The organism is Rhizobium pisi, assembly GCF_003938655.1.
Classification (GTDB): domain Bacteria; phylum Pseudomonadota; class Alphaproteobacteria; order Rhizobiales; family Rhizobiaceae; genus Rhizobium; species Rhizobium pisi.
This window is the reverse complement of record NZ_RJJT01000012.1, coordinates 208,020-227,933: the sequence shown is the minus strand read 5'-3', so window position 1 is coordinate 227,933 and position 19,914 is coordinate 208,020. Positions and strand designations below refer to the sequence as shown.

At 60.0% G+C, this 19,914-nt stretch carries 20 protein-coding genes and 5 pseudogenes; 12 read left to right on the top strand and 13 right to left on the bottom strand.

The genetic code is table 11. The annotated features are described in order from the left end of the window. Positions 1-16 precede the first annotated feature (16 nt). Together EFD55_RS18930 and EFD55_RS18925 are read left to right on the top strand one after the other, a co-directional pair. Positions 17-1,369 carry an NAD(P)/FAD-dependent oxidoreductase gene (locus EFD55_RS18930; RefSeq protein WP_125846562.1) on the top strand — a complete coding sequence of 451 codons (1,353 nt, stop codon included), beginning with the start codon at positions 17-19 and terminating at the stop codon, positions 1,367-1,369. Positions 1,370-1,456: 87 nt separating this feature from the next. Then, on the top strand, positions 1,457-2,095 hold the full coding sequence (locus EFD55_RS18925) for a sulfite exporter TauE/SafE family protein (protein WP_125846561.1): 639 nt from the start codon (positions 1,457-1,459) through the stop codon (positions 2,093-2,095). A gap of 140 nt (positions 2,096-2,235) precedes the next feature. Here EFD55_RS18925 and EFD55_RS18920 read toward each other — a convergent pair whose 3' ends face one another. Beyond that, the gene (locus tag EFD55_RS18920) at positions 2,236-2,685 is read right to left on the bottom strand and encodes a hypothetical protein (RefSeq protein ID WP_125846560.1); all 450 of its coding nucleotides are present in this window, start codon (positions 2,683-2,685) and stop codon (positions 2,236-2,238) included. Positions 2,686-2,760: 75 nt separating this feature from the next. After that, the gene (locus EFD55_RS18915; RefSeq protein ID WP_125846559.1) at positions 2,761-3,438 is read right to left on the bottom strand and encodes a TetR/AcrR family transcriptional regulator; all 678 of its coding nucleotides are present in this window, start codon (positions 3,436-3,438) and stop codon (positions 2,761-2,763) included. 68 nt (positions 3,439-3,506) lie between these two features. Here EFD55_RS18915 and lov point away from each other — a divergent pair, with 68 nt between their 5' ends. Further along, a complete protein-coding gene (lov, locus tag EFD55_RS18910; protein WP_125846558.1) occupies positions 3,507-4,568 on the top strand; it encodes a blue-light-activated histidine kinase in 1,062 nt (353 codons plus the stop codon). A 194-nt stretch (positions 4,569-4,762) separates the two neighbouring features. On the opposite strand, the gene EFD55_RS18905 is transcribed toward lov, so the two are convergent. Both EFD55_RS18905 and EFD55_RS18900 read right to left on the bottom strand, forming a co-directional pair. Beyond that, positions 4,763-5,272, bottom strand: coding sequence for an Hsp20/alpha crystallin family protein (locus EFD55_RS18905; protein ID WP_125846557.1), 510 nt, complete (start codon positions 5,270-5,272; stop codon positions 4,763-4,765). Between the two features lie 90 nt (positions 5,273-5,362). After that, a complete protein-coding gene (locus EFD55_RS18900; protein ID WP_125846556.1) occupies positions 5,363-5,839 on the bottom strand; it encodes an Hsp20 family protein in 477 nt (158 codons plus the stop codon). Positions 5,840-6,057: 218 nt separating this feature from the next. On the opposite strand from EFD55_RS18900, the gene EFD55_RS18895 reads away from it, so the two are divergent. After that, on the top strand, positions 6,058-6,282 hold the full coding sequence (locus tag EFD55_RS18895) for a hypothetical protein (RefSeq protein ID WP_125846555.1): 225 nt from the start codon (positions 6,058-6,060) through the stop codon (positions 6,280-6,282). Between the two features lie 214 nt (positions 6,283-6,496). On the opposite strand, the gene EFD55_RS18890 is transcribed toward EFD55_RS18895, so the two are convergent. From EFD55_RS18890 to EFD55_RS18880, 3 genes are all read right to left on the bottom strand, one after another. Then, a complete protein-coding gene (locus EFD55_RS18890) occupies positions 6,497-7,096 on the bottom strand; it encodes a general stress protein (RefSeq protein WP_125846589.1) in 600 nt (199 codons plus the stop codon). A 17-nt stretch (positions 7,097-7,113) separates the two neighbouring features. Next, a complete protein-coding gene (locus EFD55_RS18885) occupies positions 7,114-7,431 on the bottom strand; it encodes a PepSY domain-containing protein (protein WP_125846554.1) in 318 nt (105 codons plus the stop codon). Between the two features lie 536 nt (positions 7,432-7,967). After that, positions 7,968-8,912, bottom strand: a complete 945-nt coding sequence (locus EFD55_RS18880; RefSeq protein ID WP_125846553.1) for a LysR family transcriptional regulator — start codon at positions 8,910-8,912, stop codon at positions 7,968-7,970. Between the two features lie 98 nt (positions 8,913-9,010). On the opposite strand from EFD55_RS18880, the gene EFD55_RS18875 reads away from it, so the two are divergent. Further along, entirely contained in the window at positions 9,011-9,760 is a 750-nt protein-coding gene (locus EFD55_RS18875; protein ID WP_125846552.1) for an SDR family oxidoreductase, read from the top strand. A gap of 189 nt (positions 9,761-9,949) precedes the next feature. Here EFD55_RS18875 and dinB read toward each other — a convergent pair whose 3' ends face one another. Continuing rightward, the gene (gene dinB / locus EFD55_RS18870; RefSeq protein ID WP_125846551.1) at positions 9,950-11,038 is read right to left on the bottom strand and encodes a DNA polymerase IV; all 1,089 of its coding nucleotides are present in this window, start codon (positions 11,036-11,038) and stop codon (positions 9,950-9,952) included. A 184-nt stretch (positions 11,039-11,222) separates the two neighbouring features. Here dinB and EFD55_RS18865 point away from each other — a divergent pair, with 184 nt between their 5' ends. From EFD55_RS18865 to EFD55_RS33240, 4 genes are read left to right on the top strand one after another with little or no spacing between them, the layout of a single operon-like run. Beyond that, positions 11,223-11,531, top strand: a complete 309-nt coding sequence (locus EFD55_RS18865; RefSeq protein WP_125846550.1) for a hypothetical protein — start codon at positions 11,223-11,225, stop codon at positions 11,529-11,531. Between the two features lie 2 nt (positions 11,532-11,533). Continuing rightward, positions 11,534-14,170: a DNA ligase D gene (gene ligD, locus EFD55_RS18860; protein ID WP_125846549.1), complete on the top strand. Its 2,637-nt coding sequence runs from the start codon at positions 11,534-11,536 to the stop codon at positions 14,168-14,170. A gap of 31 nt (positions 14,171-14,201) precedes the next feature. Beyond that, positions 14,202-15,116, top strand: coding sequence for a hypothetical protein (locus EFD55_RS18855; protein ID WP_125846548.1), 915 nt, complete (start codon positions 14,202-14,204; stop codon positions 15,114-15,116). Next, a complete protein-coding gene (locus EFD55_RS33240) occupies positions 15,113-15,280 on the top strand; it encodes a hypothetical protein (RefSeq protein ID WP_167493247.1) in 168 nt (55 codons plus the stop codon). Before EFD55_RS18855 ends, EFD55_RS33240 begins: the two co-directional genes overlap by 4 nt. 133 nt (positions 15,281-15,413) lie before the next feature. On the opposite strand, the pseudogene EFD55_RS33830 reads toward EFD55_RS33240, so the two are convergent. The 4 genes and pseudogenes from EFD55_RS33830 to ku all read right to left on the bottom strand — a co-directional run. Beyond that, positions 15,414-15,579 (bottom strand): annotated as a pseudogene (locus EFD55_RS33830) (ATP dependent DNA ligase); the annotation flags it as partial. Next, positions 15,573-16,553 carry an NADP-dependent oxidoreductase gene (locus EFD55_RS18845; RefSeq protein WP_205909787.1) on the bottom strand — a complete coding sequence of 327 codons (981 nt, stop codon included), beginning with the start codon at positions 16,551-16,553 and terminating at the stop codon, positions 15,573-15,575. The gene EFD55_RS18845 and the pseudogene EFD55_RS33830, both read right to left, overlap by 7 nt. Positions 16,554-16,829: 276 nt before the next feature. Beyond that, positions 16,830-17,099, bottom strand: a pseudogene (locus tag EFD55_RS18840) (LysR substrate-binding domain-containing protein); the annotation flags it as partial. A gap of 104 nt (positions 17,100-17,203) precedes the next feature. Further along, positions 17,204-17,738, bottom strand: a pseudogene (gene ku / locus EFD55_RS18835) (non-homologous end joining protein Ku); the annotation flags it as partial. A 197-nt stretch (positions 17,739-17,935) separates the two neighbouring features. Here ku and EFD55_RS18830 point away from each other — a divergent pair. From EFD55_RS18830 to EFD55_RS18820, 3 genes and pseudogenes are all read left to right on the top strand, one after another. Beyond that, entirely contained in the window at positions 17,936-18,091 is a 156-nt protein-coding gene (locus tag EFD55_RS18830) for a hypothetical protein (RefSeq protein ID WP_125846547.1), read from the top strand. 86 nt (positions 18,092-18,177) lie between these two features. Continuing rightward, positions 18,178-18,258 (top strand): annotated as a pseudogene (locus tag EFD55_RS33825) (GntR family transcriptional regulator); the annotation flags it as partial. Positions 18,259-18,531: 273 nt separating this feature from the next. Then, positions 18,532-19,410: an alpha/beta fold hydrolase gene (locus EFD55_RS18820; RefSeq protein WP_245438501.1), complete on the top strand. Its 879-nt coding sequence runs from the start codon at positions 18,532-18,534 to the stop codon at positions 19,408-19,410. A gap of 46 nt (positions 19,411-19,456) precedes the next feature. Here the strand turns inward: EFD55_RS18820 and EFD55_RS33820 are convergent. Then, positions 19,457-19,574, bottom strand: a pseudogene (locus tag EFD55_RS33820) (class I SAM-dependent methyltransferase); the annotation flags it as partial. Between the last annotated feature and the right edge of the window lie 340 nt (positions 19,575-19,914).

Below are 19,914 nucleotides of genomic sequence, written 5' to 3'. Positions count from 1 at the left end.
TATCTGGAGAAGATAAATGCGGAAATCATCAACACCATCCGACAAGCCCCAGAGACACGATCCTGACCAAGGAGGCACGCCTTCAAGGCCCCACCAGATCGTGATCGTCGGTGGCGGAATCGCCGGGCTGGAAATTGCCTCCAAACTGCCAGGAAGGATACGCAGAACCTCGATCGCCGTGACGCTGGTCGACAGGGAGCCTGCCTATGTATGGAAGCCGATGCTGCATACGATCGCCGCCGGAACCACGGATGTTTCCCAGCAGGAAACCTCCTACATCTCCCAAGCCCGAAACCGACGTTTCATGTTCGAGACGGGAGAACTCAAGGGCGTCGACCGGAAAAAGCGGAAGATCTATCTGAACCCGTTGGAGATCGACGGTCGCCCCATCTTGCCGGAGCGTGCGATATCCTATGACACATTGATCCTGGCGACAGGTAGCGAGGCGAACGACTTTGGAACGCCGGGCGTGCGCGACCACTGCCTGACGATCGATAGCCGTTCCCAGGCGATGAACTTCAATCGCGAGGTGATGGCGCTCATGCTCGCAGCGCTCGCGGCCAAGAGCATCTTGCACATCGCGGTGGTCGGAGGCGGTGCTACAGGAGTCGAACTCGCCGCAGAGCTCGTCCAGCTCGCCGATGCCTCGGCCTATTACGGCGCTGCAGGACTGCGCGACCAGGTCAAGGTGACGCTGATCGAGAGCGGGCCAAATCTGTTAGGTGCGTTTCCCGATCGTGTGGCGATTGCCGCCCGCGAGCGTCTCGAGAGGCTCGGCGTCGCGGTCCTGACGGGCACGAGGGTCGTCGCCGCCGAGGCCGATTGCCTTCGGCTGGCGGACGGAACACAGCTCAACGCCGAGCTGAAGGTCTGGGCGGCCGGTGTGAAGGCTTCGGACGCCTGTGCCTCGTTGGATGGCCTTGAGGTGACACGCAACAACCAGATCGTGGTGGGACCCACGCTGCAGACGACGCTTGATCCCCGGATTTTTGCCGTCGGGGACTGTTCCAGTCTTTCTCCGGGAGAGCTTGGCAAGCCGCTACCTCCAGCAGCCCAGGTTGCGCATCAGCAGGCTTCGCATTTGATCCGCCATCTTCCTGGCTGGCTGGAAGGGAGGGAACTTCCCCCGTTCTCCTACAGGGACTTCGGTTCGATCGTATCGCTGGGCGGCTATGGCGCCTACGGCTCGCTCGGACAATTCGGACTATTCACGGGCGGCTTCATACGTGGACGGGTGGCTCAGCTCGGTCACGTCCTCCTCTACCGCAGCCATCAATCGCGGCTGCACGGGTTCTGGCATGGCGGGCTGATATGGCTCGCGGACATGATCAATTCCCACGTCCGGGCACGCATTCGATTGCCCGACTGATGATGGAGCGCTGTGGAAACCACTCCGTGCCACGTTGACTACGCTCGCTGTCCGCTATGCGAATTCCGCCGCCCAAAAGGCTACGACATGACCCCCTTCTTTCTGATGACCCTTCTGGCCTCCGGGCTCTTCGCAGGCTTTGTTCACGTCGTTTCCGGCCCGGATCACCTTGCCGCAATCGCACCATATGCCCTCGATGCCAAAGCTCGAGCCTGGCGGACAGGGGTTCGATGGGGGGTCGGACACAGCGCCGGCGTCGTTGGCGTAGGGCTGCTCGCGCTATTGCTGCGGGATACCATGTCCATCGATATTATCTCCGCCTGGGGCGAGCGTTTCGTGGGCGTCATGCTCTGCGGCATCGGCATCTGGGGATTACGGGCAGCATTTGCCGGCCGGTCAGAAACTCACTCCGTGGGGTATCATCCGCATGGTCACCGGCACAAGCATCCGGCCTTTGCTGTAGGCACGGTGCACGGGCTGGCCGGCAGTTCGCACTTGCTCGGCATCGTGCCAGCGCTGGCGTTGCCCACGAATGCCGAAGCAGCGGCCTATCTCCTCGTGTTCGGTCTCGGCACGATCGCGGCAATGGCGACCTTTTCCACCTTCATTGGCTGGCTCGCGGGTCGGACGGGGGCCGGGAGCGTCAAAGTGCAAAACACGCTTATGGCCTCGTTTTCGATGCTCGCCATTGTCGTCGGTGGCTTCTGGTTCTGCCAAGGCATCTGACAGTCCCTTCAACAGGTTCCAGGAACGCTCCAACACCTCCGGTACCCGGCACTTGGCCACGCCGAATTCCGGCCCGCAGCCCTTATGCGAAGACTGACATAGACGAAGTTCAAAAGTTTACCACGGAGATCTGCGGCATTCTATCGTCCGGTAGCCAGGTGCCCTGTCGCCAATTCTGCGCGGCAAGCCTCACCAAAATCGAGGAGAAAGTTCATCGCGCCGGAACGGGCAAGATCCCGGATTTCAGAGAGCGAGCGATTGGGCGTCAAATAGGTCTCGACGATCCTTGCCATCGCCAGTTCGGCTGCGTCCACGACCGGATGGGACGAGATCAGACGCATCTGGGCGACCAATGCATAAAGCAGCACGAGGTCGGAAACGTCGTCCTTCTGGTGGCTTAGTGCATCACCGAACAGCCGTGTGGCCTCGGCGATGAAATCGGAGAATAGCTTTTCGCGCTTGGCAATCTCGACCTCGCGATATTTTTCCCGCAACTGTGATCGATGCGTCATCCACGTGCTGGCAAAAGAGGTCAGGCTGCCAATTGCGATGCCGGCGAGACCCATCAGAGCAGAGATGTATGCGTCCATGAAATTCTCCTCTGGGAACGGGCCGGCGTGCGTAGATGTAAATGACAGGGCGGGTGGCCGGATCAGCCCCAGGTCCTATTCGGCAGGCGGAGGCCCCACCCACACGCCGTCTGGCACTTCCGGGATACAATTCGCCAATCCGTCGAGCATGCCTTGCAACACGCCTTCGCTCAGCTCTTCAATCTTGCCGCTGGGGCCGACGAGGCTGTCCACCAGCAGCAAAGTCAGTCCATGCATTTGCGACCAGAATATTAGAATGGCGCCATCGATCGTGCGTGCGTTTGCCGCCGTGTTGGGAATGAGGCGCCCGAGCGCGCCGTCGCATATTGCCTCGACGACAAGGGCTTTCATGCTGTGGGCCGCGGTTCTTTCGATCGCGGGGCGCCCATTGTCCTGGCCACCACCAAGGTAGCCGCCGAACATCAACCTGTAGAGCGCCGGATTGTTGACGCCGCCGCAAACGTAAGCGCGCGCAATGGCTGCCAGCCGCTCGCGCGGACTGTCGAGTTCTTTCGTCGCATCGGCCATGCGCTTGGCAAGGAGTTCAAATCCGACCGCCGAGACGGCGCCCAGCAATTCGCGCTTGTCGGCGAAGTGTTTGTAGGGGGCGTTGTGACTGACGCCCGCTCGTCGGGCGAGTTCCCGCAGCGAAAATTCGGTGCTCTGAGACTCGCTGAGGACATCGAGTGCGGCGCCTACGATCGCCCTGTGCAGGTCACCATGATGATACGGCCGCTGCTCTGTCGCCCGCATGATGGCTCATCGGAAACAAAGGAATGCGAACCGCGTTATCGTGCAACGTCACAGTAAGGCGTAGAAGCATGACAAGCCATTCAACGAGAAAACTCCACGGCGATTTGCCCTCCGCATCGTCAAAAGTGGCCTCCGCCGATCGGAAAGAGCTGGCGGCGATCGCCTTTGAACGCACCAGAATGCCGATGGTCGTCGCCGACGCCCGCACTCCGGATCTGCCGATCGTGCTCGCAAACAAATCATTCCTCGAACTGACTGGCTATGCCGCCGAAGAGGTGCTCGGCCGCAATTGCCGTTTCCTGCAAGGCCCCGCTACTTCACCAACTGCCGTGGCAGAAATTCGTGCCGGCATCGCTGACGAGCGCGAAGTGGATGTAGAAATCCTCAATTATAAGAAAAGCGGGGAGCAGTTCTGGAATCGCCTTCATCTTAGTCCGGTACATGGGGATGACGGGCAGATCCTGTATGTCTTCGGGTCTCAAATCGACATAACGGAGTATCGCCGCATTGAAGCACTCGAAGCCTCCGAGCACCGTCTGCTCAGGGAAGTCGATCACCGCGCGAAGAATGTGCTGGCTATCGTCGACAGCATCGTCCGCCTGAGCAATGCCGAGGACCCGGCCCTTTATGCCGCCTCGATTCAACATCGCGTCCACGCGCTCGCGCGTGCCCACAGCTTGCTTGCTGAGCGAAGGTGGACGAGCATTTCCGTGGAGGAGATTATTCGCCAGCAGGTGGCCCCATTCGCAGCAGCCCGCGCTTCTTTCAGCGGGCCGGATATCAGACTGCCGGCCCCGGATGTTCAGCCGCTTGCGCTCGTATTCCATGAACTTGCTGTAAACGCGGCCCGTCACGGCGCCCTTGCCGTTGCGCGGGGCACACTTTCAATCAGTTGGAAGCCCGGACCGTTGGGCACAGGCCTTAACATCCGATGGCAGGAGGTGGGCACCGGCATTCCACCTAAATCGGCAAAACGAGGTTTCGGAACCGTGATTGTCGGTGCAATGGTCGAAAAACAGCTTCAAGGGCGCATCGAGAGAAACTGGGGGAATGAAGGCCTGCTTGTCAACATTAAAATCCCGGCCGATCGCTCGCCTTCGTATGACGCTCCCCTGGATCATGCTAAGTGATGCGATTATCCTGCAATCGATATCGAATGTTTGGCCGGCAAAAGATAGCCCCCGAAGATACGCTCGTGCTGCTTTAAGCTCGCGCTTATTGGCAAGGTTAAGCCGTTGTCTCGATCCTTTGACAATCCCGCAGGCGCCGCCGCAGCGAAAGATTAATGTCGGCCGGCACGTGGCCGGCCGCGCATTTGCTTCGATCAACTCTTGATGGCGATGCGTTTGACCTGTGACTGCGCCTTTTCGGTCTTAGGCAAGCTGACGGTCAGCACGCCGTTCCTGAAGGTAGCCTCAACGTGGTCCTCCTTGACTTCGACGCCAAGTGGAATTCGGCGCTCGAAGCGGCCGTAGTAGCGCTCGGAGAACTGGCGATCCTTATCCTCGCTCTCTGAGCGCTTTTCGCCCCTTAGCGTCAGCACGCCGTCATGGAGCAGAACTTCGATGTCCTTTTCCTCAAGGCCGGGGACCTCGGCCGTCACCTTGATCTCCCTGTCGGTGTCGGAGATCTCGACACTCGGCCAGGCGCCCCCGGACGTGGCGCTGTTGCCGCGGTGCGCCAGGCCGGAGCCGAAGCCGCGGAAGACGTCATCGAACAAACGGTTCACCTCACGATGAAGCGACAGGAAGGGATCACCGTCGTCATCGCGGAAGAGACTTGGAACCTGGTTGCCATTGTTGCGGCCCCAGGGAATTAGATCACGAACACTCATCTTCTTCTCCTTTCTGTTGTTCGGTCGGCAAAGCTTTCCTGCCGGCGCCGGACCATGCCCGGCGCCTTGTTAGCGGTCTGCTAGGAAGGCTTAAGCCGCCTGCTGATTGGCCTCGATCTGCTTGGTCTCGGCCTTCGGCATTGTCTGGTCGGTTTGGATCTCGATCTGGCGCGGCTTCATCTCTTCGGGGATTTCGCGCTTGAGATCAATGATGAGCAGGCCGTTGACGAGACCCGCACGCACGACCCTGACGTGGTCGGCCAGTTCGAAGCGACGCTGGAACGAGCCGCTGCCGATGCCGCGATGCAGATATTGGACGTCATCGCCGTTCGCCTTCTGTCCTGAGACGATGAGCATGTTCTGCTCTTGGGTCATCGCGAGGTCGTCCCTTGAGAAGCCCGCCACTGCCATGACAATGCGGTACTCATTCTCGCCGGCTTTGACGATATCGTAAGGCGGCCAACCGTCGCTGGTCTCAGCGCGGCTTGCAGCCTCAAGCGCGTTCAACATCCGGTCGAAGCCGACGCTCGATCGGAACAGGGGCGAGAAATCGAGGTTTGTCCTCATAGCCATATCCTCCTTATAAGCAACATGGATACAAGGAGACGCCAAGAGCCACGAGGCGTCTCCTGGACCTGATGTCGATCCCATAGGGCAATCGACTAATATTGATATAATTCAGTGTCTTAGAATTTCAAGGGAAGAGGAATTTCTCGGCGGAAAAAATTGAAATTTTCCCAGGAACCACCATATTCAAGCCGCGGTGGAAAGAGGGAGAAATGACTATGATCATGACTTCGGATAACGTCCTCGCCATCCTTGGGCCTGCCGATGAAACGCTGGTGGCCGAGATCATCGCGACAGGCGCAACCCCGGCTGAACTCGCCGAGGCATTTGCATGGGCCAACAACGACGAAGCCTTGATGGGCGAAGGTCGGCGTCTGCCGACGGGCAAGGTTGCCGCGCTCGTTGAGTTGCTCTCCGCCGACGACGAAGAGCAGGACAAATGAAATTGGTTGCCACTGCCGCGCCATGACCCAGCCGGTCATAGGCGCGCTTTCCCTGATGATCGAACGGACGGACGCCACGAACGACGTCTTTGAGACCGAGCTGGGTTTGCCCAAGGCGATGACCATATCGGGTTAATGGTCTCGATAGGGAGAGATGCGTCAGATCAGCTTCAACCCTCCTTGCCAAGAGCGAGGAGGGTTGGCTCGATGCTGGTTAGATGGCGGTCCGACGGTACCGGTCCCGCTCTTGCGCAATCTGCTCAGGAGAATAGGGATCGAGCGTGTCGTCAAACCGGGTCCATCCCTGCTCGGTATAGGCACGCCGACGTTCGACCGGGTCGACCCAGTTTGAACTCTGGAGAATAGCACGCGCCTCGGAGGCGCGGGCGTCGTCGACCTTGGCCGTGACCAAGCTACCACCGCGGCGGACACCTTCGGCATAGAGGTGAGCATCATCTTCCGAAACGCCGGAATCGGTGAGTGCACCGATCAGGCCACCAACGGCACCCCCAGCGACGGCGCCGGCGACAGCCCCGGCCGCGGTCGCGGCAAGCCAGCCCGCAGCAACCACAGGTCCGACGCCAGGGATGGCCATCAGGCCCAGCCCCGTGAGCAGGCCGCCGACGCCTCCGACCGCAGCACCAAGACCAGCGCCGGTCGCGGCATCCTCGCCAACGTCGGAGTCCCTATCAATGCGGCCAGCCTTGTTGGAGACGATACTGATATCGCTTGAGGGAACGCCTGCCGCTTCCAATTTGCTGACGGCGGAGCGAGCGTCCGAGTAGTCGTCGAAAAGTCCGGTTACAGTTCTCATCATGCTTCTCCTTGGGGTTACTTGGCGACGATGTTGCCTTGATAATCGAGGGCAATGGAGACGGCTTTCCCATCCTTCATGCCGGAGGCCACCCAGATCCCCTTGTCATCAAGCTTGAGATCCTTGACGTCGGTGTAGCCCGCTTTCTCAATGCGATCCTTCGCCTGACCTTCGGTAAAGCTATTGGAACCCTCAACGGGCGCCGTCGGATTTTTGGTATCCGGGGTTGCAACTGCAGGTGTATTTCCATCCGGAGACGAAGCCGGCGGGGTTTGGGCAAAAGCGGCAACGGTATAGGCGGCAAGAATTGCCGCTGCCAACGCAGTCTTTTTCATATGATGTTTCCTCTGTTTGCGGATCAAGCAGATCCATGCGGGGAAAACCCGCAGTGGCGATTTTTGTTCCCGCCATTGTGTGTGGGAGTATGCGATTGATTTTTATAAATATATGCCAGAGTCATCACTCGGCTTATTCCCTTTGGTGTCGAGGCAGGGTGAAGGGAGACGAGGCGATCGGGCTAACCAACCGGTCCATCAGGCAAATCCAAGAACCTTTCATAGTGAATCCGGTTTTGCGCCCCTTCTAGTTGTGCTTTGAACGTCAGGGTGCTTTCAGTAGCTGCTGGAGTAAAGCGGCGCTGGCTGCGTGATGAAGAAAGTGCGGTTGGTATTCTCATTTGGAACAACAGAGCGCGATGTCGGGAGGGACCACGTGTCGGAACCGCCTTCGCGGCGCGATATCATAGGGTCGTGACGACGACGCGGCGGTAATTTGTGGACCGGGCAATGTTAGATTCGATTTCGGCGATCAGCCCATGCCGGGGCGGAGAATTTTAGAGGAGTGCCGGGGCCGTCGGTCACCTCTTCCAGCATCAGGAGACAGACGAGAACACCGCGTCCCAGGCCGTAGGCGAAGGAAAAATTTCACCTAGAAAAGACACGAACGCCTTGACGTTCGGGTTACCCCTGCGGCTCTCCGGCCAGTAGGCCGTGATGCTGCTTCTGTCGACCGCGAATTCCTTCAAGACAGGTACCAGCTGCCCCCGCCGCAGGTAAGGCGCTGCGATATATGTGGGCGAAATCCCGATACCGCCGCCGGCAGCGACAACTGCCGCGACGGCGTCGCTATTGTCGACGATCGTCACGGCGTTGGGTACGATCTCGATCACCTTGTCTCCGACCTTGAAAGGCCAGCGCAGGGTTTGACCGCTGCTCTGATACCGGAAGTTGACGCAGTCGTGGTCGACGAGGTCTTCCGGCCGTTCCGGCCGTCGCCGGCTTGCCAGATAGGATGGAGAGGCGAAGGCGCAGATTCTGTTGGGGGCGAGCTTTCTTGCGATCAGCCGCGAGTCCGCCGGTTCTCCAACGCGGATGGCGACGTCTATCCCTTCTTCGACAAGGTCGGTGAAACGGTCGCCCAGCCTGAGGTCGATGATCACCTTGGGATGTTGTTCCCGAAACCTGGGAAGGGCCGGGGCTATTATATGCGCGCCGATGGGAAGAGGGGCTGTCACCTTGATGAAGCCCGCAGGCTCGGCGCGCGCCGCCGCGGCAGCCTGCTCGATCTCCTCGGCCTCCCTGAGGAGCCGCAAGGCCCTCTCGTGAAGATCCCTTCCTTCCGGAGTGAGTGTCAGCGACCGCGTAGTGCGCGTGAAAAGGCTGATGCCAAGGTACTGTTCCAGGCGCTGAACGCTCTTGCTGACGGCTGACGGCGAGAGTGCGAGAGAGCGGGCCGCTGCCGTATAGCTTCCGAGAGAGGCTGCACGTGCAAAGGCGATTATCCCGGTCAGTCGCTCAATTCCGATTTGTTCCACCATGGAATGAGTAAAGCGAAATGAGGCCCGATTATCAAGGTGTGATTGCTAATCTAAATCTTTCTTCAACGCGCCGACGGTGGCGCTTCAAGGAGAGAGAAATGACAAAGACAGCAAATTCCGAAAGCCGCACGAGCCCGCTCGCTGGCAAGCATGTTCTCATTGTTGGTGGCACCTCCGGAATCGGATTGGCCACAGCCCGACAGGCGAGGGATGCCGGCGCGAAGGTGACGGTCGTCGGCTCCGACCGTGAGCGGACCCGAAACGTGGCGGCGGGAAATGCCTTCGACGGCTGGCGAGCTGCCGACGTCACGGACACTGACGCGATCTATGCAGCGCTCGCCGACATCGAACATGTCGACCATCTCGTCCTGATGGCAGGATCCTTTGTCGCCGGCAAGGTACTTGAGGCTGACGTCATCTATCTGCGGCGCGCCTTCGAAGAGCGGATCTGGGCATCGATTCATGTTCTCCGGGCGCTCGGAGACAAACTCGCTTCCGACGCCTCGATCACCTTTATCTCAGGAGCGCTGGCGGACCGTCCGAACGCCTACGGAACAGCGGTGCTCGCCGCTGCTTCGGCCGCGATGGAAGCCTTTGCCCGCGGCCTTGCCGTCGAGCTCGCCCCGCGGAGGGTCAACACGCTGTCGCCAGGTCCCATCGACACCCCGATCCTTTCGAAAACGCTCGGTGAGGGCAGGCAGGCCTATGTCGAAGCGCTCACCCGGACGCTGCCGCTCCATCGTCTCGGAACACCGGAGGAGGCGGGCGATGCGGTCGTCTTTCTGATGGCGAATGGATGGATGAACGGGGCAGTTCTCAACATCGACGGCGGATCGCGTCTGGTCTGATACCGATTCAGAGGAAGTGAGGTACCCATTCCTTTTGATGCGAGAGAGGCCAGAGCAATCAGGCACCGAACCGCATCCTCATGGCGCCGATGACCCGCGCACGCGGCACGAGGGACGGTGTGGCGACACCCCGCATAGTCGGTTGTTAGTCCCATCGCTCTCGGCCGGCCTCATCATCAGCAAGGCGCACTAAAGCGCCAGCCGTAACTGCGGTTGCATGACAGGTGCCCGCCGTTCCAACGAAGACAGCGATACGCCGAGCAGGCGTATCCCTTTGCGCGGCGGGAAAATTGGCGCGAGAAGGAGGGCGACGACGTCCTCAAGATCGGTGATCGCCGGCAGTGCTGATGGAACGGTCCTGCTGCGAGTAATCTGGGTGAAGTCGGCGTATTTGACCTTGAGTGTCACCGTCTTCGCACCAATTTCGTTGACCTCACAATAGCCCCAGACTTTTTCGATAAGCGGCTGAAGACGTTCCCGGGCGGGCTCGTAGGAATGGATGTCCTCAGCGAACGTGTCTTCGGCGCCGACCGATTTCCGCACCCGGTCCGGCTTGACCTGGCGATTGTCGACGCCGCGGGCGAGGCCATAGAAATACGGTCCCGACTTCCCGAAATGCTGGGTGAGAAAATCGAGCGGTTGCTCCTTGAGGTCCGCGCCGGTCTCGATGCCGAGCCGATGCATCTTTTCGGCCGTTGCCGGTCCGACGCCATGAAATTTCTTCACGGGAAGGGCCTCAACGAAGGCAGGCCCGTTCTTTGGTGTGATGACGGCCTGGCCATTTGGCTTGTTGAGGTCGCTTGCCATCTTGGCGAGGAACTTGTTGTAGGAAATCCCAGCCGACGCATTGAGGCCGGTGACCTGCTTGATCTTACCGCGGATCTCCACCGCGATCGCGGTGGCAATCTCCATGCCTTTGAGATTGTGGGTGACATCAAGATAGGCTTCATCGAGTGAGAGCGGCTCGATCAAGGCCGTGTATTCGGCGAAGATCTCACGGATCTGCTGGGACACCGCCCTGTAGACATCGAAGCGCGGCGGCACGAATATCAGATCTGGACATTTGCGCCTGGCGGTGACCGACGGCATGGCCGAGTGGACGCCGAATTTTCGGGCCTCGTAACTGGCCGCTGCCACAACGCCGCGCACCGCCGCATAGCCGACGGCAACCGGCTTGCAGCGCAATTGCGGGTTATCGCGCTGCTCGACCGAGGCATAAAAAGCATCCATGTCCACATGAATGATTTTTCGGACTGGGGTCGAGCTCAGGTCGTTCATGGCGGCTTCAGGGCGATCGCGATGGAATCGGCCTCAATCGGAGATCGCCGCCGAAACAAAAAGGGAACATAGCATGCTGCGCCGCCATATCAACCATTTCGTTGAACGCAAGGGTCGCGCCGGGAAACTACGAGCGGCCGACGGCGTTGACGTCCTGTGGAGATCAACATCAGGAGACAGCCCTATGGCGGACAACAGCACGACCACGATCCGGGCGACGTTCGACACGCGAGCAGCAGCTGATCTGGCGGTCGAACACCTCGTTCAGCAGCATGGTATCTCGAGACCCGACATCTTCGTTCGGTCGGCAAGCGACCGGAACACTGCCGGCTCGGCGCCATCGGGCGGGGATGCCTCTCATGACCAGGGCGCTCGCCGTGACGCCCCCCTCCGAGGAGAGATCGAGGTCTCAGCGGATATCGCATCCAGCCAGGCCGCCGCGGTCCAGCGCAGTCTGGGAGAAGCCGGGGCGCTCAATGTATCGAGTCGCTGAGCATGGCCGACAACCTTTCAAAATACCGCGCCAAGCGCGATTTCCAGAAGACCAGCGAACCGAGCGGCGAGGCGCACGTCAAGCCGTCGAACCGCCGGCGGTTCGTGATCCAGAAGCATGACGCGACCCGGCTTCACTATGATCTGAGGCTTGAACTCGATGGCGTCTTCAAGTCCTGGGCGGTGACCAAAGGGCCGTCGCTCGATCCGCACGACAAGCGGCTGGCCGTCGAGGTGGAGGACCATCCTCTCGACTACGGCGATTTCGAAGGTACAATCCCGAAGGGCCAATATGGCGGCGGCACAGTCATGTTGTGGGATCGCGGCTATTGGGAGCCGGAAGGCAGGATGTCACCCCAAGAGGCTCTCAGGAAGGGCGACTTCAAGTTCACGCTTGAGGGTAAGCGTCTCAAGGGCAGCTTCGTTCTGGTCCGGATGCGTAACGAACGCGACGGCGGCACGCGAACCAACTGGCTGCTGATCAAGCATCACGACAATCATTCGGTCGAAGAGAATGGCGCGGCGATCCTGGAGGAAAATGCAACGTCTGTCGCCTCAGGCCGCAGTATGGATCAGATCGCCAGCGGCAAGGGGCGAAAGCCGAGACCGTTCATGATGGCGAACACGGATGTCGAGGCGGACGCGGTCTGGGACAGCAAGCATGGCCGGGCGACCGACCAACGTGAGAAGAGGTCTCGCAAGGATGCGGCGATTTCTACCGTAGCGGAGCTGCCGGAATTCATTGCCCCGCAGTTGTGCGAGACGCTTGCCCGGCCACCAGCCGGCGATGATTGGTTGCACGAGATCAAATTCGATGGCTACCGGATCCAGATGCGTATCGCTGACGGCAAGGTGACGCTGAAGACCCGCAAAGGCCTGGACTGGACAGGAAAATATCCCGAGATCGCACAGGCCGGATCCGAACTGCCCGATTGCATCATCGATGGTGAGATCTGCGCCCTCGATCCGAATGGCGCCCCGGATTTTGCCGCACTGCAGGCTGCTCTTTCGGAGGGCAAGTCCGGCGATCTGGTCTATTTCGCGTTCGATCTGCTGTTTGACGGCGGGGATGACTTGCGGTCAATGCGTTTAGCCGATCGGAAGGAGCGGCTGCAAACTCTTCTCAACGAGGTCCGCGACGATGCCCGCATCCGCTACGTCGAACATTTCGAATCCGGTGGCGACGCCGTGCTTCGCTCCGCCTGCAAGCTGCACCTCGAGGGTGTCGTCTCCAAGCAGATGGATGCGCCCTATCAGTCCGGCCGCACCGACACCTGGGCGAAGTCGAAATGCCGCGCCGGCCACGAAGTAGTGATCGGCGGTTATGCCAAGACAAACGGCAAGTTCCGGTCTCTTCTCGTCGGTGTCCACCGTGGTGACCATTTGGTCTATGTCGGCCGCGTCGGTACGGGCTACGGCGTCAGGAAAGTCGAAATGTTGGTTCCGAAACTGAAGGCCTTGGAGACGGCGAGATCGCCATTCGCCGGTATTGGTGCTCCGAAGAAGCAGGACGAAGTTGTCTGGGTAAAGCCCGAGCTCGTCGCCGAAATCGAATTCGAAGGGTGGACGGCAGACGGCCTCGTGCGCCAAGCCGCCTTCAAAGGCCTGCGCGTGGACAAGCCAGCGAAAGAGGTCGAGGCCGAGAAGCCGGCATCGCCCGCCAAGACAGACACGCCCGAGCCTGCGGCGTCGGCCAGGGCCAGACCCGTCCGGCGCAAGGGCGCCAAGGCAGAGGTCATGGGCGTCCTCATCTCCAATCCGGACAAGCCGCTCTGGCCGGATGCCGGCGATGGTGAGCCTGTTACCAAAGAAGATCTCGCTCGCTACCATGAGGCGGTTGGCGCCTGGCTTATCAAGCATATCAAGGGCCGACCGTGCTCAATTATCCGCGCACCCGACGGTATTGGCGCAGAGCAGTTCTTCCAGCGCCATGCGATGCCCGGCACCTCCAACCTCCTCGAGCTGGTGAAAGTCTTCGGGGACAAGAAGCCCTACCTGCAGATCGACCGGATCGAAGGACTCGCGGCCATCGCCCAGATCGGCGGCGTCGAACTGCATCCGTGGAATTGCGAGCCTGGACTTCCGGAAGTGCCCGGCCGGCTGGTGTTCGACCTCGATCCCGGCCCCGACGTGCCATTCTCGACCGTGGTCACGGCCGCGCGCGAGATGCGCGACCGGCTCGGCGAACTCGGCCTCGTCAGTTTCTGCAAGACCACCGGGGGCAAGGGACTGCATGTCGTAACCCCGCTTGCCGTCAACAAGCGCAAGCCCCTGTCGTGGGCGCAGGCCAAAGCTTTTGCGCACAATGTCTGCCAACAGATGGCGCTCGACAACCCCGAACTCTATCTGATCAAGATGACCAAGAGCCTACGCAGTGGAAGGATCTTCCTTGATTATCTCCGCAACGACCGCATGGCCACCGCCGTGGCGCCGCTGTCGCCGCGCGCAAGGTCCGGCGCCAGCGTTTCAATGCCGCTCACCTGGACGCAGGTGAAGTCCGATCTTGACCCGAAGCGGTTCACCGTTCGCACCGTGCCGGCGCTTCTTGCCAAGAGCCCGGCCTGGCAGGACTATTGTGATGGCGAACGACCGCTTGAGCAGGCGATCAAGCGCCTTGGAAAATCCAAACGGGCAGCCTGATTATCCATGGGTGGCTGCCAGGTGATATCGCATGGACGAGCAAACGAAGGACCCATCCGGCCCGCCCCCGCGAGAGGGCGCAACCACTGACCTGCCGCATGATCGGATAACGGTAGAGCGGTTTCGGCAGGCATTCCCACGTGCGCGGTGGAGCGACCGCCTGAATGCCTGGTTCGTGCCCGGGCGCACCGCTGAAAAACGCATCGGCCGCTGGCTGGCCGAGCTTGAAGCCGAGGCCGATACATTCGCCGACGAAAAGGGTAGGGATGCATTTGCTTTCGAGCCGATCGAAAGCCGGTACCTCGAGGTCGCGCCCGCAGCCTTCCAGATCCGGACGCCCTATTCGCGCAGCGTCGTCAATGAGATCCGTGAAATTCCCTATGCACGCTGGGATGCTGATCGCCGCCTCTGGACCGTACCCTATCGTTCCCTTGATGAGCTCCGGCAACGATGGCCGGCGATTGAGGCGGCTGCCGAGCGCAGCGAGCCAGATGCAAGGCGGGCTCGACGCGAGGCGATCAAAGGGACGGAGGAAGCTGAGGCGTCGAAGGCGAGGATCAGAGAGCGCCGGCGAAAACGTTATCCGCTCCCCGCTGACGACTGTCCGCCGTTCGAGCGTGCGATCGGGACGCATGTCGGGGTCGTCGTCTTCATATGGACTGACGGCGAATTGGCGGATCGGGCGACAGTCGGTGCCTTCTATTTTCCCGCAGCGAATGGCGAAGAATATATCTGGGCATCCTGGCGAACAGGCACATTGGAAGAATTGGTGACGACCTGGCCGGCGCGCACGCCACCGGCGCAGCGGGAGCTCAAGCGCGGCTGGTGGATGCCGACGCTGGCGGAGTTGCGGATTGCGCGCCGGGCCGCCAAGTCCAGGCGGCGAGCCAGCGAGCGCAAGCAAAAGGACAATTCTTCAGGTGAGAGAAAAGCAGACATTGCTTGAGGGGCTCCGAAGCCTGCCACCGATCGAGCCGCGCGACTTCGTCGGCCTATGGCGCGGGCTCAGGCATCCATTCGACGGTCTCCGCTCCGGATCGTGGCGGCGATGACGATCAGGGCGACGAGCCGATCTATTTCTTCGAATTCGTGCGCGTCAACGAGCCTTGAAAACCGGACGGTCGGACATCATCTATCGGCTTCCACCCGTTTTGATGATCGCCTGCCGAGCAGCTTGCCCGTCGCGCTCGATCGTCCGGGTCGGACAGGGCGCTCCCCGCAAGGGTCGAGCGCCCTGTCCTTTTTACCCGGTCGGCTTGTCTTTCTTGTCGAAGACCGCGGTATTGTCCTTGATTTCCCGCAGGCCTTTAAACGATGCGTGTCGAATTGCCGCGTTGGTCCCATCCACGAAACTCGATTTCCGCGATCCATGTCGGGTACGCGAAGAACAGGGTCTTGTCTGTCAGCGGGTGAAGTCTGCGACGATCTTGCCGGGGGCGTGGCCGGTGCGATTACGTTCAATTGCCGAGGGAAGATCGTAGAAACCGACGACTTCGGCAATTGTCGATCGCAGGGCACCGGTGGCGACTTGCTGGGCGATCTCAGCCAGACGCGCGGTGTCGGGTCTATTTGACAAAAAGACACCGCGCCGGCCTTGGGGCGCGCGAGATGCGACGTCTGGAGCGGCGATGCTCACGAGAATACCATCGGGCGACAGCACTGCCCAGGACCGGTCCACGACATCACCCCCGACAAGGTCGACAACGAGATCGATGTCAGCCACAAGCAGCTCGAAGTGCTGGTGTCGATAGTCGATCACCTTGTCTGCACCAAGCGACCGGACATGCGGCAGGCTTTTGGTCGAGGCCGTGGCATAGACGATTGCTCCCGCTGCCTTGGCGAATTGGACGGCGAAGCTCCCCACGCCGCCCGCTGCGCCATGGATCAGCACCCGCCGTTCGGAGAGGTCGAAATCCACGACCTGAAGCACGTGCCAGGCCGTCATTGCCGCGACCGGAATAGCCGCCGCCTCCACGTCCGACAGACCTTCTGGCGTCAGGACGAGTTTCTCGGCGTCGATGACCAAATGGTCGGCATAGGCGCCGCATTGACCGAGCGCGGCCATAACGCGATCGCCGCGCACCAAGCCCGTGACACCAGGGCCCGTCTGCAGCACGACGCCGGCCATCTCGATACCAAGGGTGGCGGGCAGCTCCAGCCTGAAGATGTTGCGGACATGGCCGTCGCGAATCTTCCAGTCGAGGCCGTTCACGCCGGCTGCTTTAACCTCGACCAGAACCTCACCGGGACCCGGATCAGGTACGGATACTGAATCGACCGAGAAGGATTCGGGGCTGCCGTAGGTGTGAAGACGTAGGGCTCGGCCGTGGCCGATCGGTCTGGATGTGGAGTTGGTGTGCTCAAGGTCAGCGAGTTGGCTCATATGGGTTCTCCTTCTGGACGGAAGGTATGCAGCCAAATCCGTGCCACAAGTCGCCGAGATGAGACAGCCCGTCTCATTGGAGAGACACTTAATGGGGCCCTCGGCGGCTTCTTTCATGCCAATTTGAAAACGGACGAGGAAAGGCGAGGAATTGATCTGACGTGTCTTGCTTGCTTCAGTTCAGACCGACGCCAGCGAGTTGCACGTGTCCTCTGCCCTGATTTTCAACGGGTCGCTTGTCTGTAGGGCATTTAGGTGCGGGAGTGATCCCGGTCATTATCTGCCGATATAGGCGGCCAGCTCGTGCGGCGTCCCATTTGGGAAGGCCTGTTTCAGAAAATCCAGGAACGCGGATACTCGCGCGCTGAGCAGCCGCCTGGACGGATAGAGCGTCCAAAGTGCGATCTCGGGGCCGTCAATATCTCCCCAATTTACCAGAGTGCCATCAGCCAAGTCATGGCTCACCAGTGAGATTGGAAGGCGTCCAGCACCGACTCCGGCGCGTACAGCATCCCGGACCGTGATGAGCGTCGACAAGATCAGCAGGTTGCGCCGGATCGCGCGGGCGTGCCTGCCTGGACTTGAGAAGGTGCTCGTCCTGAAGCAGCGGTTTGGCGCGGCGGCTCATCTGCTGGCCCTTTTCTCGGCCGCGACCGATTTTCGGATCGGACCTCGTAGTCGAAGTTCAGCGTCGAGGCGATCAGGCCTTTGCCATGCGCGCGAATGAGCACGCTGCGCATCCGGCGGAACAGCACGGTCTGGGCAATTGCGGCGACCTTTCTTCTTCATGCCGTCGCGCAGCAGCAGGAAGGCGTCCGTGCCCATCTTGTCGGGAATCAGGTAGTAGGGCTTGTCGAAATAGGTGGTGTCGATCTGCGAACAGGGAACGAAGGCCTCGATCTTCAGCGTCTTATCACTTTCGGGCACGGCCGCGGCGACCTCCTCCGGCTCAAGCACCATATACTGGCCGTTTTCGACTTCGTAGCCTTTGACCTGTTCCTCACGCTCAACCGGATCGCCCGTCTCGCTGTCGATGAACTCCCGTTTGACCCGGTTGCCTGTCTTGCGATTGAGTGTGTTGAAAGCGATGCGTTCGGACGAGGACGCGGCCGTATAGAGCGCCACCGGAAAGGACACCTCTCCGAACTTGATGTACCCCTTCCAATTGGCTCTTGGACCCGCCATGACATCGACACTCTGAAGCAATTCAAGCGATTCAAGTGATTCGGGGGCGAATCGTTCCGACCCGAAACGAATCATTTTTCAATAACTGGGATCTGTTCGCGGGCGCGTTCGAGAATTGCGCCTAGATGATTGATTCCATGCATCTTTCGGCGACGACACGCGTTTTTGAAGTGGAGCAACCCCAAGGGGGTCCTACAATGAGCAAGCGCGAACTGATCGATACAGGAACCGATAAACGAGACGTCCGTCGCGACAAGGACGGCAAGTTCAAGGAGAGCGATGATGTTTCGCGATCGCTCTCCGCCATGCGCGCCACGACGCGAAACAAGAAGCCAAACCAGGCAGGGCGATAAGGGCGATCGCAAGCAATGACATTTGATGTCCAGCGATACCCGAGGGTCCCGCGCCTCCGTCGGCGCGCGACCGGCCATGGGGCGGAGCTGCCCGGGAGGCGATGCTGCACCACCTCAGCGCGGTCATCCCTGATGTGGCCGAGCTTCGCACCCACTATCCCGATTATGCCGATCATCATCTCGTCCCCCCTGTGCGTACCCTTCCGTCGAGACCGAGAGCGGCGATTTCGGCTTGCACCGGGGCGCGCCGCGGCGCGCTGATCTCTGTGGCCATCTTACACCGTCCAATAATGATGTCAGGATTGCGAAGGACGCGCCCAGTTTGCATGTCAAACCTACGCCCTTGTAACATATGGAACCAACTGATGTCCGACGGGTTGGGGGATCAAACTTCCTGAGCGGCCGAGAGGGTATGCGTGCAACCAACGACTCATAGACATGTGACCGTCAACGGCATCGATATCTTTTACCGCGAGGCAGGGCCTGAAAACGCACCCGTAGTGCTGTTGCCGCATGGCTATCCATGCTCGTCGTACGAATTCCGCAATCTCATGCCAGGGCTGGCGGATCGTTGGCGGCTGCTTGCGCCGGACTTTCCCGGTGCCGGCTACAGCGCGACTCCGGACGACTTTGACTACAGCTTCGATGGCTATGCCAGCCTTCTGGACGGCTTCGTGAAAACGCTCGGTGTGCAGCGCTTCGCGCTTTATCTCCATGACTTCGGATCCCCCATTGGCACGCGGCTGGCTATCAAGGCACCAGAGCGCATCGCAGCGCTCATCATCCAAAATGGCGATATCCCGTACGAAGACGCGCTGGGACCGAAATATGCCGAGATCGAAAAGACCTGGCGGCTGCCCCTTTCCGAGATGAGGCTGAAAGTGGCCGAGGCGATCAATGAAGAGACCTTCAGGGGTGAATTCCTGAACGATGTGAGGCCTGAGCTCGCTCGACAGATTCCGCCCGACCTCTGGAAGCTGCACTGGTCGTTGATGACGCCGAAGCGCAAGGAGGTAGCGATTGATCTGATCGCAGGCCTGAAAGAGAACCGCGCCTGGTTTCCTCAACATCGGAACTATCTCGCCAAGCATCGTCCGCCGACGCTGATCGTATGGGGACCGCAAGACGGGTACATGCCGGAAAAGTCTGCGCGTGCCTATCTCCGCAATCTCCCCGACGCTGAACTGCATCTGCTGGATGGTGGTCATTGGCTTCTGGAGACCAACCTCGATGAGGTGCTCTCACTCGTACGTGACTTTCTTGGCCGCGTTCATTCGCCCGACAAAATCAGCAACCGACGCGGTGCTAGCGTGAACTGAACGGGATGATATTCCAAGAATGGAGTACTGCGATGTTCATCGTGATCAAATCGCGTGACCCTCTAACGGCGTCTTCGATCCCAGGCCTTCCCATAAATGAAATCGAGAAGATGGGCATCGCCGGAATACCCGCGCGGTTTTTCGAACGACCACCGGGTCAACGGGTGATACCCTGAAGATTAAGAGCCGGAATTTTCACTGAGCCACCGTCCCACGGCATTCGTCGGGTTCGACGTTGCAACTAGCCGGTTGGCGGCCTGGAGTTTTCAAAGGGTGCTTCCGTGTGATTCGGGCACGAACTATCTCGATTATGCCACTAATGCACTTTGCCGCTCGATCGCATCTCAGTCTTCAGATGCATACTCTTGATAGCAGTGAGAAGGCGCTTTTCTAGGGATCGTTTGTAAGCGACGTAGATAATCCAATTAGCGACGAACCAAGCGGTCAAAGTTAAAGCTAAATTAGCAACTGCGACGAATTCTTTCAGTCATTCAGCCGCGAGGG

Bases quoted from the DNA above. Each gene is read 5' to 3' on its own strand.
- EFD55_RS18920 (WP_125846560.1), bottom strand. From the start codon at position 2,685: ATGGACGCATACATCTCTGCTCTGATGGGTCTCGCCGGCATCGCAATT.
- lov (WP_125846558.1), top strand. From the start codon at position 3,507: ATGACAAGCCATTCAACGAGAAAACTCCACGGCGATTTGCCCTCCGCA.
- EFD55_RS18855 (WP_125846548.1), top strand. From the start codon at position 14,202: ATGGACGAGCAAACGAAGGACCCATCCGGCCCGCCCCCGCGAGAGGGC.
- EFD55_RS18895 (WP_125846555.1), top strand. From the start codon at position 6,058: ATGATCATGACTTCGGATAACGTCCTCGCCATCCTTGGGCCTGCCGAT.
- EFD55_RS18890 (WP_125846589.1), bottom strand. From the start codon at position 7,096: ATGAGAACTGTAACCGGACTTTTCGACGACTACTCGGACGCTCGCTCC.
- ligD (WP_125846549.1), top strand. From the start codon at position 11,534: ATGGCCGACAACCTTTCAAAATACCGCGCCAAGCGCGATTTCCAGAAG.
- EFD55_RS18930 (WP_125846562.1), top strand. From the start codon at position 17: ATGCGGAAATCATCAACACCATCCGACAAGCCCCAGAGACACGATCCT.
- EFD55_RS18875 (WP_125846552.1), top strand. From the start codon at position 9,011: ATGACAAAGACAGCAAATTCCGAAAGCCGCACGAGCCCGCTCGCTGGC.
- EFD55_RS18915 (WP_125846559.1), bottom strand. From the start codon at position 3,438: ATGCGGGCGACAGAGCAGCGGCCGTATCATCATGGTGACCTGCACAGG.
- EFD55_RS18925 (WP_125846561.1), top strand. From the start codon at position 1,457: ATGACCCCCTTCTTTCTGATGACCCTTCTGGCCTCCGGGCTCTTCGCA.
- EFD55_RS18900 (WP_125846556.1), bottom strand. From the start codon at position 5,839: ATGAGGACAAACCTCGATTTCTCGCCCCTGTTCCGATCGAGCGTCGGC.
- EFD55_RS18845 (WP_205909787.1), bottom strand. From the start codon at position 16,553: ATGAGCCAACTCGCTGACCTTGAGCACACCAACTCCACATCCAGACCG.
- EFD55_RS18885 (WP_125846554.1), bottom strand. From the start codon at position 7,431: ATGAAAAAGACTGCGTTGGCAGCGGCAATTCTTGCCGCCTATACCGTT.
- EFD55_RS18865 (WP_125846550.1), top strand. From the start codon at position 11,223: ATGGCGGACAACAGCACGACCACGATCCGGGCGACGTTCGACACGCGA.
- EFD55_RS18830 (WP_125846547.1), top strand. From the start codon at position 17,936: ATGAGCAAGCGCGAACTGATCGATACAGGAACCGATAAACGAGACGTC.
- EFD55_RS18880 (WP_125846553.1), bottom strand. From the start codon at position 8,912: ATGGTGGAACAAATCGGAATTGAGCGACTGACCGGGATAATCGCCTTT.
- dinB (WP_125846551.1), bottom strand. From the start codon at position 11,038: ATGAACGACCTGAGCTCGACCCCAGTCCGAAAAATCATTCATGTGGAC.
- EFD55_RS18905 (WP_125846557.1), bottom strand. From the start codon at position 5,272: ATGAGTGTTCGTGATCTAATTCCCTGGGGCCGCAACAATGGCAACCAG.